Source organism: Acinetobacter sp. S4397-1, from assembly GCF_024129285.1.
Classification (GTDB): Bacteria; Pseudomonadota; Gammaproteobacteria; order Pseudomonadales; family Moraxellaceae; genus Acinetobacter; species Acinetobacter lwoffii_C.
This window is the reverse complement of sequence record NZ_JAMXXZ010000027.1, coordinates 1-19,160: the sequence shown is the minus strand read 5'-3', so window position 1 is coordinate 19,160 and position 19,160 is coordinate 1. Positions and strand designations below refer to the sequence as shown.

The following is a 19,160-nucleotide window of genomic DNA, read 5'->3' as shown; positions in this document are numbered from 1 at the left end:
TTTTATTTGCAAGGGATTTTAACCGAAAATACCCATTGAATGAACGTGTTAATCATGAAATTGCATCTATCAATAAAAAACGCGCCAAGAAGGCGCGTTTTATCGCTAGGTAGACTTAAGCTACAGCGTCTTTCAAGCCTTTACCTGCTTTAAAGCTAGGCACTTTGCTTGCTTTAATTTCAAGAGTCGCACCAGTTTGCGGGTTACGACCAGTACGTGCAGCACGCTCTTTTACACCGAAAGTACCAAAACCCACTAGAGTTACAGTATCACCAGCTTTTAAAGCCTCAGTAACAGAAGCAATTGTAGCATCTAAAGCTTTACCTGCGTCAGCCTTAGATAATCCCCCTTTTTCTGCAATTGCATCAATTAATTCCGATTTATTCATGAAAATTACGTCCTCTTAATATCGTTTATATAAGGTTCAAGAATTTGTTTAAATTGCCATAACGCCTTTATAGCAATGCTTTAGGTATAAACGCAATACTTATGAGCCTCTTTTTTTTCAAAAAACATGCGAAAAAAACAATGAATAATAAAGAAAGTCATTTCATTGAGGTTTTTTTCGTTATTTCCTTCTGTAATTTTTCCTGCTCTGCTGTCAGTTGATCAACTTTGGCATGCAATTGAAGGATTAGACGTTCCAGATGCTGTACATCCTTCAATGTCACCAATCCTATCCGATTCAATGAATGATGAACAGAGTGGTCGATCAATTTATCGACTTTATCTTTAGTCTCGGTTACCGACTCTTTAGCCTTCTCTGATACCCTTTCAACAGTCTGATCAGCAATGTCAGCGGTTTTGGATTCCAGCTCCTCTCCAACCTTGACCAAGGAATCAAACAGCTTATTGCCTTCTTCTTCTGCCCGTGAAAATGCACCTAATCCTGCCAGCCAGATTTGCTTGGTATATTTGCGAAAATCCAGCATCGACCTGCGCTCTACTGACGATCTGGACTTATTCTTCGCTGTTTTATCGCTCAGCTCTGTAACTGTATCTTGTGTCGTTTTTATTTTATCCATGAACACGACTCCTGCTTATTTTCTGTGTAAATATTATAAAATTATCTACAAAATCACTGCATAATAGCAAATTCAGGGCTTGATAGATTTGCTAAACTGTTCTACAAAGCAATTTATTTCAACTCTAATTTGATTTAACCCTAAAACCTTTCCACGAGCAGGAAGCTTTTTCATTTTATTTTTCAGGTAAGGATTGGTCGTATTTATGAGCGAATCGCAACAAAGTCAAACTCAACCGCATTTGTTGCTCACGATGACTTTGATCGTTTTAGAGACAATATTTACGTTTATCCTCCAACATGACCGCGTTGTTGCATTGCAGGCAAAAAAGTTTGTAGAGGAAAAGATCACCATTAAAATCAATAGTTATGTTCCCTATTTTGATTTTTATGTACAATTCACTGCCAATGGTTTGCTGTTCGATTATAAAGCCTCAGGCCGTGTGATCGATCTGGATGTACGCACCACTCTCCTTGACCTGATTAAAATTTTTATTTTTGGTAATCGTAAAAGCATTCACAGAATGCGCATTGATGGCGACCAAATATTAAAAGACGAATTTCGTGATTTAGTAACTTTATTTAGTTTGCCCAAAGTGCTCTCAGACTGGAAACACTGGTTATCTGAACCGCCTTCCAATGAAGCAGACATTATCAGCTCGAAAAAACGGATTGCACCACTTTTAAGAAAAATTGAAGAGCAGCGCTCCAAGATTAATACACTTCAGGTCGAAGTAAAACAGTACCGCAATCGTATTAAACGTATAGAGCGCCGCCAGAAGCATATTAATCTTGTTTTTGCGTGTATTACCTTAGTTTTAATTGCGTTATTAGTATATAATTGGCTGAATATGTAATTGTTTCTTTTTTCAGTAAATTAAATACACATATCCAGCATAAAAATAACTTGACTAATTTAGTCGGGATTCATAAAATCGATACATCTAGTCTAACTATGTGTATCGAATCATGCGCCTAACCACTCGCGGTCGCTACGCAGTGACTGCTTTACTTGATCTAGCTTTGCAGCCATCTGAAAAAACGATTACGCTCGCTGAAATTGCAGCACGTCAAACCATTTCTGTTGCTTATCTTGAGCAGTTATTTGCAAAACTTAAGCGCCATGGCTTAGTTTCAAGTGTTCGCGGAGCGAATGGTGGTTACCATTTAGCGCGTAATGCAGATGAAATCACTGTATTAGCAATTATTGAAGCTGTAAATGAAACAGTTGATGCTACTCGCTGTGACCATAAAGGCAACTGCCAGAATGGAGCGATGTGCCTGACTCATGATTTATGGCAAGAACTCTCCCATCACATAGCCGATTATCTCGCGAAAATCTCACTGGCTGATCTGGTCGCACGTGACAACGTACAAACCGTGTCATTACGCCAAAACTCACCAAATTTTGATTCAGACCTTTTATCGGTTACAGGTATTTGACATGAAACGTCCGATTTATCTTGACTATGCAGCAACAACCCCGGTAGATCCTCAAGTTGCAGAACGTATGATGGAATGCTTAACTTTCGAAGGCACCTTCGGTAATGCGGCATCCCGTTCACATGCTTATGGCTGGCAAGCGGAAGAAAAAGTTGAATACGCACGTGAACAGGTGGCGAATTTAATTAAAGCAGACCCGCGTGAAATCGTTTGGACTTCAGGCGCAACCGAATCTGATAACCTTGCACTTAAAGGTGTTGCACATTTCTATGCATCGAAAGGCAAGCACATCATTACTTCTAAAATTGAGCATAAAGCTATTTTAGATACATGTCGTGAACTAGAATCTGAAGGTTTCGAAATAACCTATCTTGAACCCCAACCAAAAACAGGTTTAATCACACCGGAAATGGTTCAGGAAGCTCTTCGCCCAGATACTATTCTTGTTTCCCTGATGATGGTAAATAACGAGATTGGCACGGTGACTGATGTTGCCACAATTGGTGAAATCACTCGCGCTAACAAAGTATTCTTCCACGTGGACGCAGCTCAGGCTGCGGGCAAGGTCGAAATTGACCTATCTACCTTAAAAGTAGATTTAATGAGTTTCTCGGCTCACAAAATCTATGGTCCTAAAGGTATAGGCGCCCTGTTTGTACGTCGTAGCCCACGTGTACGCTTAAAAGCAGAAATGCACGGTGGCGGTCATGAACGAGGTATGCGTTCTGGTACGCTTGCAACTCACCAGATCGTTGGTATGGGTGAAGCATTTGAACTGGCAGGTAAAAACCTGGAATCTGAGCAAGCACGTTTACGTATATTACGTGACAAGCTCTGGAATGGCCTGCAAGACCTTGAGCAGGTATTCCTGAACGGCCATCCGACTCAAAACGTCGCCAACTATCTAAACGTAAGCTTTAACTTCGTTGAAGGTGAATCTTTAATGATGGCTCTGAAAGATGCAGCAGTATCTTCAGGTTCAGCATGTACTTCTGCGACGCTAGAACCGTCTTATGTATTACGTGCATTAGGTTTATCTGACGAGCTTGCACATAGTTCGATCCGCTTCAGCTTTGGTAAATACACCACTGAAGAAGATATCGATCATGTTTTAACTATCACTAAAGCTGCTGTTGAGAAATTACGTGAACTTTCTCCGCTTTGGGATATGTACAAAGAAGGTATCGACCTTTCTACTGTTGAATGGGCTGAGCACTAATTTTTGAGCTTGAGATAGCCATCTAAGTATTGCTATCTCATTGATAAAAAATTTTAAATCCCCATATTTAATATTAAGGCTGACCCCGAGTTTTGGAGAAGCAACATGGCTTATAGCGAAAAAGTAATTGATCATTACGAAAACCCTCGTAATGTTGGTATTTTAGATAAAAATGCTGAAAACGTTGGTACAGGTATGGTCGGTGCACCAGCGTGTGGCGACGTAATGCGTTTACAGATTCAAGTAAACAATGAAGGCGTCATTGAGGAAGCACGTTTTAAAACGTATGGTTGTGGTTCTGCAATTGCTTCCAGCTCTTTGGTGACTGAGTGGTTGAAAGGTAAAACTCTAGACCAAGCACAAGCGATCAAAAACATTGATATCGCCAATGAACTGGCCCTTCCACCGGTTAAAGTTCACTGCTCTGTACTGGCTGAAGATGCGATTAAGGCAGCTGTCGAAGATTATCGCAATAAACAGTCTAAGGCTTGATCCTTCGTTTTTTAAAGAAAGATTTATGGAGTTTTCATGATCAATTTAACTGAAAATGCTGCAACTCATATCAGCAATTACCTCAAAAATCGCGGTAAGGGTGAAGGCATTCGCGTTGGTGTGAAAACTTCAGGCTGTTCTGGCTTGGCTTATGTACTCGAATTCGTCGATGAAATCGATACACATGATCAGGTCTTTGAACAGTTTGGCGTTAAAGTATTCATTGACCCGAAAAGTCTGGTTTATCTTGATGGTCTGGAAATGGACTATGTCAAGAATGGCCTTAATGAAGGTTTTGAGTTTAACAACCCGAACAAAAAAGGTGAATGTGGGTGTGGTGAGTCTTTCACAGTCTAATCATAGCCGCTCTACCTTATACAATTAAAACAGTGTAGTTCACACTGTTTTAATTGTATTTATACATTATTTTTTTGCCCATTAATTGCGGATTTCACCTCCCATGAATCATTTTGAGCTGTTCAATCTTCCCGTAGCACTCGATATTGATTTGGCTTCTTTAAAAACAGCGTTTTTAAAGTTACAGCAACAATATCACCCGGATAAAGCTGAAGACAAAGATCAAGCATTGATTAAATCAAGTGAAATCAATCAGGCCTTCAAAATCCTGTCTGCTGTTGATAGCCGTGCCGCCTATCTGCTCTCGTTAAAGAAACAAGATTATCATCTCGATCAATCGATCAGTGATTTTGAATTCTTGCAGGATGCACTGGATATCCGGGAACAACTCGATGATGCAATATCTGCAGAAGAGCTGGCTTCTCTAAAAGTTGAAGTCCAGCAATGGATTGATGGTCTGGTCCGTGAATTCAAGATTGACTACACAGATGAAGACTGGGCTGAAGCTCGTGATACAGTGCGCAAATTACGCTTCTTTGTTAAAGTCATGGCCGACATCGACAAGGCAGAAGACCGCCTTCTGGATGATGACAGCTTTGACCTTGATGATTTTTGATTTTCCTCTTTAATTTTAACGTGCAAAGGATGTAATACGATGGCTCTCTTGCAGATCGCAGAACCAGGTCAATCAAATGCACCACATGAACACCGCATTGCGATTGGTATCGATTTAGGCACCACCCACTCTTTGGTTGCCACGGTTCTTTCAGGTAAAGCCAAAGTACTTAATGATGAACAAGGTCGTGTATTACTTCCTTCTATCGTTCATTATTCAGAGCAAAGCACTCAGTACGGCAATGACGCTGTACCTTTTATTACCACTGATCCTCAAAATACGATTGTCTCCATAAAACGTTTTATGGGTCGCTCAAAAGCAGATATTAAATTTCAGCATCCTTATGCCTTGGTCGGCGAAGCCAATGAAATGCCCGCCTTTGAAACTGCACAAGGCCGTAAAACGCCAGTCGAAATTTCAGCTGAAATTTTAAAGCAACTATTAAACCGTGCTGAATCGAGCCTGCAAAATCCTATCAATGGTGCAGTCATTACCGTTCCTGCCTATTTTGATGAAGCACAACGCCAGGCAACACGTGATGCTGCCCAGCTTGCCGGTTTGAATGTTTTACGCTTGTTAAACGAGCCAACTGCTGCAGCGGTTGCCTATGGTCTGGACCAGGAAAGCAACCTCAGTACCGACCGCAACTATGTCATTTATGATCTGGGTGGCGGTACATTCGACGTTTCAATTTTGCGTTTTGCTCAAGGTGTATTTGAAGTTCTGGCCACGGGTGGTCATACGGCACTTGGTGGTGATGACCTGGATCGGCTAATTGTCAAATGGGCAAAGAAAGAACTTCATATTGAAACGCTAAGTGATGCAGAACATGCTCACTTCGTGGTTGCAGCTCGTAAAGCCAAAGAAGCCCTATCAAATGCTGATTCTGTTGAGTTAAAGCTACTGGATCAGGCCTTAACGCTTGACCGCCCTACTTTTGAAGGCATTATCAAAGTTGCGCTGGACAAAACCATTAGCGTTTGTAAACGTGTACTGCGTGATGCCAAGCTAGAACTGGATGATATTCAAAACGTTGTTCTTGTAGGGGGGTCTACCCGCTCCTATGCCGTTCAGAAAGCAGTGCGTGAGGTCTTTAACCAGGAACCCTTATGTACTATCAACCCGGATGAAGTGGTTGCAATTGGTGCCTCGATTACAGCGAATCAGCTGATTGGCAACAGTAAAGACGGTTCTTTATTATTAGATGTAACACCTTTGTCCTTAGGTCTTGAAACCATGGGCGGACTGGTTGAGCGTTTAATTTCACGCAATACTGCAATTCCGGTTGCACGCCGTCAGGAGTTTACCACCTATCAGGATGGCCAGACGGCCATGTTAATTCACGTGGTGCAAGGTGAGCGCGATCTGGTAGAACATTGCCGCAGTTTAGGCCGCTTTGTACTGCATGGTATTCCTCCGATGACCGCAGGTCAGGCACGTATTGAAGTCACCTTTCAGGTCGATGCCGATGGTCTGTTAACCGTTTCTGCCAAGGAAATGACTTCGGGTGTAAGCGCACAAATTGACATCAAACCCTCTTATGGTTTATCAAGCGAAGATACCGAGCGTCTGCTTTTAGAAGGTTATCAGTTTGCAGAGGAAGATAAAAATCTTCGTCATTTGCAGGAAACCAAGGTAGAAGCACAGCGTGAACTTGAAGCACTGGTTCAGGCCTTGAAAGTAGATGCACATTTAATGTCTGAACAGCAACTTGCGGAGCTGACTGCTGCGCAGACTCGGCTTGAAGCAGAGCTGCAAGGCGATGATGTCAGAACCATTGAATCTGCGGTTGAACAGCTTAAAATACATAGTGATGCCTTTGCTGCACTGCGTATGAATCAACATATTGATGCTGCCCTGAAAGGCACCAAACTCGACGACTGGTCAAACTCAAACTAATTTAAGGTAAAGACTATGCCACGTATTAAAGTTCTTCCTCATGCGCAAATTTGTCCAGAAGGTGCGGAGTTTGACGTTGAACAAGATGCAAATTTGTGCGAAAGCCTGTTAAAAAATGGAATCAAGATTGAACATGCCTGTGATATGTCATGTGCATGTACCACCTGTCATGTGATCGTACGTCGCGGCTTTGACAGCCTTGAAGAAATGAATGATGTGGAAGCTGACCTGCTGGATCGTGCCTGGGGTCTTGAACCTGATTCTCGCTTGTCTTGTCAGGTTAAAATAGTCGATGAAGATCTGGAAGTTGAAATTCCAAAATACACGATTAACCACGCTTCTGAAAACCATTAAAATATCCAAATAAAAAACCACGCTTCGGCGTGGTTTTTTCATTCTTAGATTAGCATCTGAAGTAAAACACTATGTGGCTGTCATACTACCTGACTCGGACTCTTAAAGCCGAGTTTTTTCTTGAGCAAATAAATATAATGCATGATACAACTTTGACTGTGATCGGTCAGAAGTAGAATGCCCGTTCATCTTACTTCCTTCCAATAATTTAATCTCTGTTGCACTTCCTTTGAAGCCTAAGATTGATCACATGGTTTTAAAAAGTGGAGCAATCTGAGCTTTATGATATTTAGCTTGCTATCTGATTGTTTCAGGCGACACAGTTTCAATTACTTCATCTTCAAGTTTTAACTTCACAATACCCTGTGAATTTGTCAGTTTCTGCTGGGTTTCAATCCGCTTGATCATTCTTTCCAGAACTTCAATCAGGTTCGGATAATCAAAGTTTTGTACTTCATCCAGATTAAGCAGTAAATGAAAGCCTTTATATTCATAATCAAACCAGCGCTGATACTCCACCTTTTGAAAAGCATATCTTTCCATCACTTGCCAGGTTCTTACGGGTGCTTTGATCCCCTTCAGGAAAATCGGTTTTTTCGGTGCACACAGATAATCATTTTTGATCAAATTATGAGTATCATCTGAAATCAGAATTTCATCTACTTCTGCCGCACTTTGTAATCGGGCCGCAAGATTAGCATCTCGTCCTACAATGGTATAAGCCATGCGGTGATTAGCCCCATAATTGCCTACGTGACAATAACCGGTTGAAATCCCCATACGGATATGCAAAGGTGGATAACCCATTTTAACCCAGCGTTCGCGCAGCAATTTCATTTGTTGACGCATAGCCAGTGCCATTTCCAGACAGTTTTTGGCATCCTGCTCGACTCCTTCCGAGTTTGGATCACCAAAGAAAATCAGAATGGCATCCCCCATGAATTTATCGACAGTTGCCTCATATTTTTTGGCAATTTCAGTCATATGACTTAAATAGTCATTGAGCAGGAAAGCCAGGTCATCCGGAATCAGGGTTTCAGAAAGTTCAGTAAAGCCTTGAATATCCGAAAAGAAAATAGTCAGTTTTTTACGCTTGTATTCGATTTTTGCCTCAGATTCACCTTTCATGATCGATTGCCACAGCTGGACTGGCGCATAGCGGCTCAGCTGGTTGGCGAACTCCATATAACGGTTCATCTGGTCAAAATAGTGATTTTTCTTTTTAGTCATGTATTGCACACGACCACTTTGATAAAAACTTCCCACCCCAAAATACATCATCAGGCAGATAAAGCCCAGAATAGTCAGCTCACTACTACTCTGTTCAAAATAATTACCCAACCCAAAAACCAGAATAGCAGACAGGTAAAATACTGTCGTTCCAATAAGACTGGCCAGCGTCGACATTAAAAATGAGATCTTGTTACTGATTGCCGTATATAACAGTGCGGAAAGGCCCAGGAAAGAAAGAACCAGATCCAGATGTACTGCTGCGAGCACCACCGAGACCACAGCCACATCAATAATAAAAAACACATTACGCTTGATGTTGGAGTTATAGCGATAGGTCAGCCACTGCGACAGCTTAGGACTAAGCAGTAGCAGTAGAACCAGCAGAAAAGGGATAAAAATCTGGTAACTGGTATCTGGAACAGTTTGGTGATAGACGACCAGCACCAGAGACAACATGATATATCCCATCAAGCGATGAAAATATTCAAAGCGTCTTGGTTCTTGATGCATCCAGTCGTCTAATTGCACTCAATCACTCTCTTAGGTCTATATCCATGAATGGACTATAGTAGCCTGCATGAATCAGTCCATACGCCAATCGAATGGCATATCGCCCTGACCACGTAACGCCAGCATCAGGGTCTGGCGCATATGTGCCAATACTTCATTATTATAAGGCACCGCCGGTGTACCCCATACCGGTTTAGGCCATGCCACATCGTTCTGATAACGAACCACATGATGAAAATGCAATTGCGGCACCATATTACCCAGCGCAGCCACATTCATTTTATCAGCACGAAATACGCGGGAAAGCTGACTAGATAACCAGCTTGACTCACGCAGGAACTGTTCCTGGTCAGCTTGGCTTAATTCATATAATTCGGTAACGCCCGGTACACGTGGTACCAGAATGAGCCACGGAAATTGCATATCATTCATCAAACGACATGTTGACAAAGGAAAGTCGCCTACAAAAAACGTATCTTGAGCAAGTTGTGGATGCAAACTAAACATATCTTTATAAATGATGCAAAATTAGAATGATGACCAATACTATCATATCCAATTAGGACTGAGTATTATCCTCAGTCACATTCGGGGCAATTTTGTATGATTTATTCAGTACAAAATACCAATCATCTCTTTCAATAATTGCCTGAAAAAACAGCGCAGTATTCACACGCGTATTCAGATGGAACAGCGTGTGAATCTGTCTCCTGTCTGAGACTGCAAATTTCAATGCAGCTGTATTAATAAACTCTCCAGCAAATCACTGATGAACTGGATCCGTTTTAGATAATCTTCCAGCATGACCATGATTTTCAGGCGCTGCCCTCCATCCATCCTAAAGTAGGTTGGATGTTTCTGCATCATCTGGATAATACTCATTGCTTGCACCGGCGTATCTGGCGCAAACTCGATATGTCCGCCATGAGCGCTGACATCAATCTTGGTAATGCCAAGCTGTTCAGCTTTAAGACGCAGCTGATGGACAGCAAATAACTGTTTGACGGGTTGTGGAGGAATACCAAAACGGTCGATCAGTTCCATACGGATATTGTCGAGCTTTTCCTGAGTATCGGTATTACTGATGCGTTTATAGAACAATAAGCGCTGATGCACATCACCGAGATACTCATCTGGAATCAAAGCTGGCATATGCAGGTTGATTTCCGCAGTGAGCGTCAGGGGTGCATCAAAATTCGGCGTCTTGCCTTTTTGGATGGCTTTGGTGGCTTTTTCCAGCATTTCCATATACAGGCTATAACCAATCGCCTGCATCGAACCACTTTGCTGTTCACCCAAGAGTTCCCCAGCACCGCGAATTTCCAGATCTTCTGTGGCCAGCATAAAACCGGCACCCAAGGTGGCTGCACGTTGAATCGCTTCCAGACGTTTTTCGGCATCTCCCTTTAAGCCTTTAAGCGAAGGCACCAACAGATAGGCATAAGCTTGATGATGGGAACGACCGACACGGCCTCGCAGCTGGTGTAACTGTGCCAGACCTAGCTTGTCTGCCCGTTCAATAATGATGGTATTGGCATTCGGCACATCAATCCCGGTTTCAATAATGGTCGAACACACCAGCACATTATATTCTTTATGATAAAAACGCTGCATGACCTGCTCAAGTTCACGTTCACGCATCTGGCCATGGGCCACCACCACCCGTGCTTCCGGCACCAGATTGCGGATATTTTCTGCGGCACGTTCAATGGTATTAACTTCATTATGCAGGAAATAAACCTGACCGCCGCGCAGCAGTTCGCGCAGAATCGCCTCTTTAATTGTGTCGTTGGTATGTTCCTGTACAAAGGTTTTTACTGCCAGACGGCGTGCTGGTGGCGTGGCAATAATCGACAAATCGCGCATGCCACTAAAAGCCATATTCAGGGTGCGTGGAATTGGCGTTGCAGTTAAAGTCAGCATATCTACATCGGCACGCATGGCTTTAATCCGTTCTTTATCACGCACGCCGAAACGATGCTCTTCATCGACAATCATCAGCCCAAGATTATGGAACTGGACATTTTCCTGCAAAAGCTTGTGCGTACCGATGACAATATCGACTTTACCCTCGGCCAGATCTTCTAGGGTTTTATTATGGGTCTTGGACGAGCCAAAACGGGACAGGACTTCAATACGTACCGGCCAGTCCGCAAAACGGTCCTTGAAGGACTCATAATGTTGCTGGGCGAGCAAGGTAGTCGGCACCAAAACCGCTACCTGCCGGTTATTTTGCACAGCAACAAATGCGGCACGCATGGCGACTTCGGTTTTACCAAAACCCACATCACCACAGACCAGTCGATCCATTGGTTTGGCCTGCTGCATATCATATAAAGTTGCTTCAATGGCATTGGCCTGATCTGGCGTTTCCTCATAGGCAAAGCCACTGGCAAATTGCATATACAGGCTTTGATCCAGTTCAAAACTGATGCCCGGCTTAGAAAAACGGCGTGCCTGAATATGCAGCAATTCGGCTGCAACATCATGAATCTGCTCTAAAGCTTTACGCTTGGCTTTATTCCAGGCATCGGTTCCAAGCTTGTGCAAAGGTGCCAAATCAGGATCACCGCCACTATAACGGCTGATCAGATGCAAATTCGTCACCGGCACATAAACTTTGGCGCCCTCGGCATAGTCCAGCTGCAGAAATTCATGATCCTGATCATCGATACTAAGGGTAATCAGGCCAGCATAACGCCCGACGCCATAATCAATATGTACAACTGGTGCACCAATACTGAGTTCGGTCAGGCTACGGATCAGGAACTCTTCTGACACCTCCTGCTGGCGCTTGCGGCGGCGTTGCACCACACGATGCTCATACAACTGGTTTTCAGAAATCACACTCAGATGATCGGTCAGTACTAGGCCACGCTCTAGAGGTGCACTGGTAATGGCAATTGCATGCAGAGATTCAACAAAGGCATTAAAACTGTCTACAGTGGGAATATCCCCGAGGCTTGGACGCAAAGCATCTTTTAAAGTTTCACGGCGACCCGCACTTTCAGCCACCAGCAAGACCGGATGATTGGCAGCATCAATATATTTTTTGACTTCAGTAAAAGGTTTTTCGCGTTTCGGATCAACAGGCAGTCGTGGCGGGACCTGAGTATCCAGATTAATTACGCCAGCTTTTTCCTCAAATGGCTCTTGCGCGGCAATAATACGACTAAACTGATTTAGCTGTTCCAATAGCTGATTGGTTGGACTAAATAAAATGTCAGGCGGTAAAATCGGCTGATCCATATTATGGCGACGATCTTCATAACGGCGCACGACATCTTGCCAGAATTGTTCCAGACTTTGTTCCAAAGCCTTATCTGTAATGACAATGCCATTCTTTGGTAAGTACGAAATCAGGGTGCTTTGACCAGCGTACATTGCCTCAGCACTGAAAAATAAAGGCAAATAGAATTCTATCCCCGGGGAAGCAATGCCATCCATTACATCCTGATAGAGTGGATTCTTCTTTGGATTGGCAGTAGGGAAAAATTCAGCATAACGGTCGCGGAAAGTAGCACGGCCTTCTTTGAGTGGAAATTCCTGTGCGGGTAATACGGTAAACTGCTCCAGCATCTGGGTCGTACGCTGGGTTTCCGGATCAAAAAATTTCAGCGTTTCAATTTCATCATCGAACAGGTCAATACGAATCGGTGCATCCTGACCTGAGGCATAAATATCAATAATACTGCCGCGTACCGCAAATTCTCCATGGTCATACACCGTATCAACCAGATGATAGCCAGCTTGAATCAATTTTTTCTTCTGTTGTTCCAGATCAAGTTTTTGACCGACACGAATATCAAAATGCTCACCCAGAATCCATGACGTCGGTGCAACGCGCTGCGCCAAAGTAGAGGCAGACAACAGCAACACGCCGCTTTGTGGCATATTTGATAGAATGGCCAGACGTTCCGAGACAATATCTTGGTGCGGCGACAAACGGTCGTAAGGCAAAATCTCCCAATCCGGAAAAATGATGGGCTTAATCCCATAAAATTCCAGCTCACTTTCCAGTTGCCCCAAGTGCTGATTATTGCGCGCGATGATCACAAACAGACGCGACTGCTGCTGCCTGATTATTTCTTTTAGCAATAATGCAGTAGACGAACCTTGCAGATTACCTAACCAGCGTTTCTCGCCTGCTTTGAGCCTAGGTAAATTAAGTTGGGAAATTTCTTGTTGGAACATGTATATAGCTTTAAAGTCTAAACAACATGGCGCTTATATTATCACGATGATCCGGTGCGCTTTCGTTATTTTTATGCAGTCCTGATCGTTCCGCTATAGAGTATGAAGTTCGTGTGTCGCTGGCCTATTTTTGGTCGCGTAAAAACTGACGATAATAGTCATTCAATTTCTTCACAATTGTTTTAAATTGCAGCAGGTTTTCTTCGGTATTCGCCAGAGGCTGATTAAAGCGCTGATGCGCAATTTCCAGATCAATCTTTTCATTGATGATCATCGCGCTAGAATAAAGTTGCGCCAGATCATCAAAACTTTTCATGCGGCGATTGGATAAATACTCCAGACGCGCTCCCAATTCCTGATTGAGCTGAATTCCATCAACGATATATCCTGTACCTTCTACATATTGGATATTCTGTTCTTCCAGATAAAGCTGTGCTGGAGAAGGTTTATTGGATTGAAAGAGTTTAGTGATTTTATCAAACATGTTTTGCAGCAATTCCAGTTCATCTAAAGGTCGGTATATAGTCTAGATGAAAAAGCCCCAAACCCACATGAGGATTTGAGGCAAATGGTTAAAATCAGTACTTTTTGATTAAAACCCAGAAATTTTAAGACACCTGTTCTAGTGGGCTCACTTCATTGGGTACTTCTGAAACCAGATTTTCAAAAGCGAAGATTTCATCCAGCTGCTGTTCAGTCAACAGGCCCAGCTCCAATACAACTTGTGGAACAGTTTTATTTTCACGGATACACTGTTTTCCGATTTCATCACAGGCTGCATGTCCCAATAGCGGATCAAGCAGAGTGATAATTCCAATACTGCGCATTACAGCATCCAGACAGTTCTGTTCATTAACTTCAATGCCTTCAATACATTTTTGCTGTAAGGTCTGCATCCCTTGAGTGAGCAATTGAATTGATTCATTCAGAGAAATAGCGATCACAGGTTCCATGACATTGAGTTGTAATTGGCCTGCTTCTGCTGCCATGGTAATGGTCAAGTCATTCCCAATGACACGGAAGGCAATCTGGTTAACAACTTCTGGAATAACCGGATTGACCTTGGCTGGCATAATGGATGAACCCGCCTGTAATTCTGGTAAACGGATTTCCGCCAGACCTGTACGCGGTCCAGAGCTTAAGAGACGCAAGTCATTACAGATTTTAGAAAGTTTCACTGCCAGACGTTTTAAGCTGCTAGACAGAATAATAAATGCCCCACAGTCGCTGGTGGCTTCTACATAATCTTCAGCTTGTTTTAAAGGCAGGCCTGTAATTTTCGCTAAATTTTCGACCACATGCTTGGCATAACCTGAAGGCGTGTTGACACCGGTTCCAATTGCAGTAGCTCCCAGATTCACTTCAAGCAATAACTGGCGCAGTTGCTCAATCAGCTTAAAATCTTCCTTTAATAAAGTTGCAAAAGCCCGGAATTCCTGTTCCATGGTCATTGGCACTGCATCCTGCAACTGGGTACGCCCCATCTTGATCACATGCTGAAATTCAAGCGCTTTGCTATATAGGCTCTCAGTTAAGGATTTAAGCGCAGTTAAGAGATCATCTATTCGAGTATATGTGGCCAGACGCAAAGCCGTAGGATAGACATCGTTGGTAGACTGGGAAGTATTCACATGATCATTCGGATGAAGAAGCTGGTACTCTCCTTTACTATGCCCCATCAGCTCCAGCGCCCGATTGGCAATAACCTCATTGGCATTCATATTCACGGAAGTACCCGCACCGCCCTGATAAGGATCAAGTGGAAATGAAGCTTTCCAGTCTTGCGGCCGCTGAATCAGTTCATCACAAGCTTGCTGAATAGCAATACTTTGCTGTTTTGAAATTTTCTGAAAATGCAAGTTACTTTGGGCCGCAGCTTTTTTAACCTGTGCCAGAGCACGAATAAAATGAGACTCCTGGCCCACTACCAATCCTGAAATTTGAAAGTTTTCAAGCGCACGTAAAGTATGAATTCCATAATAACTGTGCTGTGGTATGTGTTTCTTCCCCAATAAATCCTGTTCAATCCGGGTAGATTCTAGTTGAAGCATATTGTCCATGTAATATTACTCTTGGCGATGATGCACCCCTACGGTGCGGATTTACTATGCGTAGCTGGGCCTGGAATAAAGCAGGCTTTTTCAACAAAATTTGCTACAAATTATATCTAATTTAAGCTTCTTGTTAACTTTGTAATTTTATGTAACAAAAAACTTAAAAGCCAGTAACTTTTTCATACCACTTAAAAATACCCGTCATTAGCCAAAATATAGACAAAATAAGTCTTGGAAAGCGCCTTTTCAGCATTTAAAATAAATTTTCAAAAACAAAATATTTACAATAAATACACACAAAATCCGCTAAAATGTTACCAAATGTAAACACTCAACTTTATTTGCGGCACTGGCTCATGATTTTGGTACACAAATCATCCAGATGTTGCTTTTATTTTTTTTAAGGATGCTTGCCTATAACTTCTCTAAGTTTCAGCCTGATGACTTTCATACTTTAGAGGATTGCCAGGATCAATCAGTTTACATGCCTAGCGTGCAAGCTCCAGTTTCGATGAATATATTCTGAGCCGAGGGAGTCTGGGCAGTCTAGTCACCACACTTTCGGCCAGAACAATTTACCTGTCTGGTTTATCAGTAGTCTGGATTGCGGTAGATTTAATTGTTAGAGCATGATTGAACTGGTTGCTGCTCGCCGGACATAGAGTTAGTAGGCGCGCATACAAAATATCAGAACCATGGCGTTATCGCTGGCTGCAACTACGACCCTTCTATATATTTGCATTGGTTGGCTTTTCTAGCTAGATGTTATTTCTATTCCCTTAACGATGTTCAGCGAAGCTGTAGATGCATGGGTAATACCAGCCTGATGACCATGACGGATTAATCAGCCCCCTTTTAAACAAGTCTTTCTTTTGCTCTTCATGGCCAAGTTTCTCCCCTTAGAAGATTCGGTCTTTTTTATACAGCCTTCCCCGTGCTTGCCTGAATAATCTTAGGCAGATCAGCAAATTTTTGCTACCATCTCGACTTTCAAGTATTTGCGATGTTTTAGTGCATATGACCTCATCTTATCAGCAACAACTGGATGCCAAAGTTGAACGTATTCGGACGCAATTTGCCGAGTATCAACCACCTGCTTTAGAAGTATTTGAATCTCCAGAACAATACTATCGCATGCGTGCTGAATTCCGTATCTGGCATACTGAAGATGACCTGTTTTATGCCATGTTTGAACGAGATGAAAATAATAATAAAAAAGTCATCCGTATTGACACGTTCCCAATTGCCGATCGGCGCATTAATGAATTAATGCCACAGCTCCTCCAAGCATTCAAGGTAGATCCAATTCTGGGGACACGCCTGTTTGAAGTGCATTTTCTGGCGACCTTAAAGGGCGAAGTTCTGGTGTCTCTGATTTATCATCGTAAACTCGATGAAAGCTGGGAACCTGCGGCAAAAGCACTGGCTGAAAAACTCAATATCAAACTGATCGGTCGTAGCCGTGGACAAAAGTTTGTGCTCTCTGACGAATTCGTGATTGAAGAGCTGGCTGTATTTGATCGCCGTTATCAATATAAGCAGATTGAAAGCAGCTTTACGCAGCCTAATGCGCAAGTTTGTCAAAAAATGCTGGAATGGGCATGTGAGGCTGCAGAGCAATCTGATAAAGATTTACTGGAACTGTATTGTGGGAATGGCAATTTCACCCTGCCACTCTCCACCAGATTCCGCCGCGTGTTAGCCACCGAACTGGCCAAATCTTCTGTGTATGCCGCTGAATGGAATATCGAGCAGAACCATATTGATAATATTCAGGTGGCTCGCCTGTCTGCTGAGGAGTTTACCCAGGCCTATAAAGGTGAGCGTACTTTCCGCCGCTTGCAGGAAGCCCAAATTGATATTTCAACCTACGACTTCAGTACCATTTTTGTCGATCCGCCACGTGCCGGTATAGATGATGAAACACTTAAACTGTTGCAGCACTTTGAACGAATTATATATATTTCATGTAATCCGGACACATTACATGACAATTTAAAACAATTGACCCAGACCCATAAAATTAGCAAATTCGCCCTGTTCGATCAGTTTCCTTATACCCATCATATCGAGTCAGGTGTGCTGCTAGAAAAGCGTTAATACTTTGTTTCAATTTATTTTTTAGTTACACAAATGGAGCCTAAGGAGGCTCCATTTTTTATTTTAAAAATTAGATACTTACATGAGTTAAAAGAGATTTCAATCAAGAAATATCGTTGAGAACTAACTTCTCTATCGGAAATTCAAACGACTGTTTGCTGCTTTTATCGCACAGCTTGGCTTGCTTTATTTATTATATTGGCTATATTTCATTCTATGTTAGGTTGTGTATGAAGGCTCTATGAGTTTTTGGCAAAAGTTGTTTTCTGATGAACAACAGAATGATCACAAGAATCAAATTGCTTGTGTTGAAAATGATTGCTCTTGCAAGACAAATGAACAGCTTCTTGAAGCACTATCTAAAGCAACTGAGGAAGATGTTATTATCGGAATCAAAAAGGTTCTCGCTTCTCGCGGCTATAGCCGTAAAGAACTTAATGAACTTCAGCACCTGCCGCTGCAATAAGCAGCTTAGGTCACTTAAAAAAAGCATTTGCGCAAGCAAATGCTTTTTTTATCGCTGAACTTTAATTTTCTGATGTACTTTTAGGAGCTGTTTCCCAATTATCTTGAGAAAGTCTGGCTTAGTTCCCCATTATTCTGGTGTGACTAACAGCTATGCATTGAGAGATAATCAGTGCCAACAGATTAAAGATCTGTTACCTGAATCAGTAGGTACTGTTGGAGTAAGCACCAACGACAACTACTTATTTAAAGCAGGCCTGTGGCAGAGGATGTTTGAAGTGTTGTCATATAAATAGTGACAATGAATATACCATGTTGGACTCAACGACTGTACGTGCTCATCAACACAGAGCTGGAAAAAACGAGCAGGCGATAACACGTAGTAAAAATGGCTTACACACTAAAATTCATCCCTATACCGATGTTTTAGGCAATCCAACAGGATTTTTTCATGTTGCTGGACAGGCTCATGATTTAAATACTGCTGATAGGCTACTGAACTTATTAAGCCCGACTTGGTGCATGGATGAGGCTTGCAATTCCAGAGCACTGGTGATTGATCCAATTATAAGATCAATAGTCAGTTTCCATCTAAAAATAATGCGATTAATCCACCTGATTATGCTCGACATCTTTATAAAGCAAGACATCTGATCGATTTTTTTGCCAAGCTCAAACAGTATAGAGAGTATTGCGACACCTTATGATAAATTAGCTCAAAACCTCCAGCAGCAATTTATCTGGCTTAAGCAATCTCCCCCTAAATACCTTAGGTCAGTTCCAACGGCATGTACTGCTGTTCAACGTTCAGAAAAATTTGAAGTAAACATCAAGGTCGGTTGACACTTCTTCTATATTTACAAGGTGAGAGTTCTATTTCGCCAGAATTTTTGCTGCTTTATAGCAGCTAAAAATATGCTTGTCCCCTTATGCTGAGACCAAAGCAATACTTTGCTCCTGCTCATGTAGCCAAGTCCATTTATGCATTCCACCTTGCTTAGGCTATTTACTTATTTCATTCCAGTTTTTTCACTTAGTGGACAATATTGCATGTCCAGACTTTAAAGCGGTTTAGATCCTTCCACAGCTCATCAATTATCATCAGATTTACTAGGGCGTGTCCTCATTTGAAGAATTGGTTTTAAATACTTAAAATCCTCCTTTGAGTTATTTTTATTTCTACATTTTCAATGGCACGCA

18 protein-coding genes and 1 pseudogene are annotated in these 19,160 nt (G+C 42.3%); 12 read left to right on the top strand and 7 right to left on the bottom strand.

Annotated features, from left to right (window positions below):
- Window positions 1-115 precede the first annotated feature (115 nt).
- Both NI467_RS11695 and NI467_RS11690 read right to left on the bottom strand, forming a co-directional pair.
- The gene (locus NI467_RS11695; protein ID WP_004786051.1) at window positions 116-388 is read right to left on the bottom strand and encodes an HU family DNA-binding protein; all 273 of its coding nucleotides are present in this window, start codon (window positions 386-388) and stop codon (window positions 116-118) included.
- A gap of 157 nt (window positions 389-545) precedes the next feature.
- Entirely contained in the window at window positions 546-1,025 is a 480-nt protein-coding gene (locus NI467_RS11690; RefSeq protein ID WP_151203957.1) for a phasin family protein, read from the bottom strand.
- Window positions 1,026-1,230: 205 nt separating this feature from the next.
- On the opposite strand from NI467_RS11690, the gene NI467_RS11685 reads away from it, so the two are divergent.
- From NI467_RS11685 to fdx, 8 genes are all read left to right on the top strand, one after another.
- Window positions 1,231-1,881, top strand: coding sequence for a hypothetical protein (locus NI467_RS11685; protein WP_151203956.1), 651 nt, complete (start codon window positions 1,231-1,233; stop codon window positions 1,879-1,881).
- Window positions 1,882-1,993: 112 nt separating this feature from the next.
- Complete coding sequence (locus NI467_RS11680) at window positions 1,994-2,467, top strand: Rrf2 family transcriptional regulator (RefSeq protein ID WP_151203955.1); 474 nt, start codon at window positions 1,994-1,996, stop codon at window positions 2,465-2,467.
- A 1-nt stretch (window position 2,468) separates the two neighbouring features.
- A complete protein-coding gene (locus tag NI467_RS11675; RefSeq protein ID WP_253153059.1) occupies window positions 2,469-3,686 on the top strand; it encodes an IscS subfamily cysteine desulfurase in 1,218 nt (405 codons plus the stop codon).
- A 105-nt stretch (window positions 3,687-3,791) separates the two neighbouring features.
- Window positions 3,792-4,178 carry a Fe-S cluster assembly scaffold IscU gene (gene iscU / locus NI467_RS11670; protein WP_253153057.1) on the top strand — a complete coding sequence of 129 codons (387 nt, stop codon included), beginning with the start codon at window positions 3,792-3,794 and terminating at the stop codon, window positions 4,176-4,178.
- A gap of 36 nt (window positions 4,179-4,214) precedes the next feature.
- Window positions 4,215-4,535 (top strand): iron-sulfur cluster assembly protein IscA, encoded by a 321-nt coding sequence (iscA, locus tag NI467_RS11665; protein WP_151207853.1) that lies wholly within the window; start codon window positions 4,215-4,217, stop codon window positions 4,533-4,535.
- A gap of 103 nt (window positions 4,536-4,638) precedes the next feature.
- Complete coding sequence (gene hscB, locus NI467_RS11660; protein ID WP_151203951.1) at window positions 4,639-5,151, top strand: Fe-S protein assembly co-chaperone HscB; 513 nt, start codon at window positions 4,639-4,641, stop codon at window positions 5,149-5,151.
- 39 nt (window positions 5,152-5,190) lie between these two features.
- Window positions 5,191-7,050 (top strand): Fe-S protein assembly chaperone HscA, encoded by a 1,860-nt coding sequence (hscA, locus tag NI467_RS11655; RefSeq protein WP_253153055.1) that lies wholly within the window; start codon window positions 5,191-5,193, stop codon window positions 7,048-7,050.
- 15 nt (window positions 7,051-7,065) lie between these two features.
- Window positions 7,066-7,404 (top strand): ISC system 2Fe-2S type ferredoxin, encoded by a 339-nt coding sequence (fdx, locus tag NI467_RS11650; RefSeq protein ID WP_151203949.1) that lies wholly within the window; start codon window positions 7,066-7,068, stop codon window positions 7,402-7,404.
- Window positions 7,405-7,701: 297 nt separating this feature from the next.
- Here the strand turns inward: fdx and NI467_RS11645 are convergent, their stop codons facing one another.
- From NI467_RS11645 to aspA, 5 genes are all read right to left on the bottom strand, one after another.
- Window positions 7,702-9,165: an adenylate/guanylate cyclase domain-containing protein gene (locus tag NI467_RS11645; protein WP_253153053.1), complete on the bottom strand. Its 1,464-nt coding sequence runs from the start codon at window positions 9,163-9,165 to the stop codon at window positions 7,702-7,704.
- Window positions 9,166-9,219: 54 nt separating this feature from the next.
- Window positions 9,220-9,654, bottom strand: a complete 435-nt coding sequence (locus tag NI467_RS11640; protein WP_151203947.1) for an HIT domain-containing protein — start codon at window positions 9,652-9,654, stop codon at window positions 9,220-9,222.
- A 222-nt stretch (window positions 9,655-9,876) separates the two neighbouring features.
- Window positions 9,877-13,341 (bottom strand): transcription-repair coupling factor, encoded by a 3,465-nt coding sequence (mfd, locus tag NI467_RS11635; protein ID WP_253153052.1) that lies wholly within the window; start codon window positions 13,339-13,341, stop codon window positions 9,877-9,879.
- Between the two features lie 124 nt (window positions 13,342-13,465).
- A complete protein-coding gene (locus NI467_RS11630) occupies window positions 13,466-13,825 on the bottom strand; it encodes a hypothetical protein (protein WP_151207861.1) in 360 nt (119 codons plus the stop codon).
- Window positions 13,826-13,949: 124 nt separating this feature from the next.
- Window positions 13,950-15,401 (bottom strand): aspartate ammonia-lyase, encoded by a 1,452-nt coding sequence (gene aspA, locus NI467_RS11625; RefSeq protein ID WP_253153051.1) that lies wholly within the window; start codon window positions 15,399-15,401, stop codon window positions 13,950-13,952.
- Between the two features lie 486 nt (window positions 15,402-15,887).
- Between aspA and NI467_RS11620 the strand changes: the two are divergent.
- The 4 genes and pseudogenes from NI467_RS11620 to NI467_RS14935 form a co-directional block, all read left to right on the top strand.
- Window positions 15,888-16,025 (top strand): annotated as a pseudogene (locus NI467_RS11620) (hypothetical protein); the annotation flags it as partial.
- 387 nt (window positions 16,026-16,412) lie between these two features.
- A complete protein-coding gene (gene trmA / locus NI467_RS11615) occupies window positions 16,413-17,495 on the top strand; it encodes a tRNA (uridine(54)-C5)-methyltransferase TrmA (protein ID WP_151203943.1) in 1,083 nt (360 codons plus the stop codon).
- A gap of 241 nt (window positions 17,496-17,736) precedes the next feature.
- On the top strand, window positions 17,737-17,961 hold the full coding sequence (locus tag NI467_RS11610; protein ID WP_151203942.1) for a hypothetical protein: 225 nt from the start codon (window positions 17,737-17,739) through the stop codon (window positions 17,959-17,961).
- 311 nt (window positions 17,962-18,272) lie between these two features.
- Window positions 18,273-18,614 carry a hypothetical protein gene (locus tag NI467_RS14935; RefSeq protein WP_374982208.1) on the top strand — a complete coding sequence of 114 codons (342 nt, stop codon included), beginning with the start codon at window positions 18,273-18,275 and terminating at the stop codon, window positions 18,612-18,614.
- Window positions 18,615-19,160: the final 546 nt, after the last annotated feature.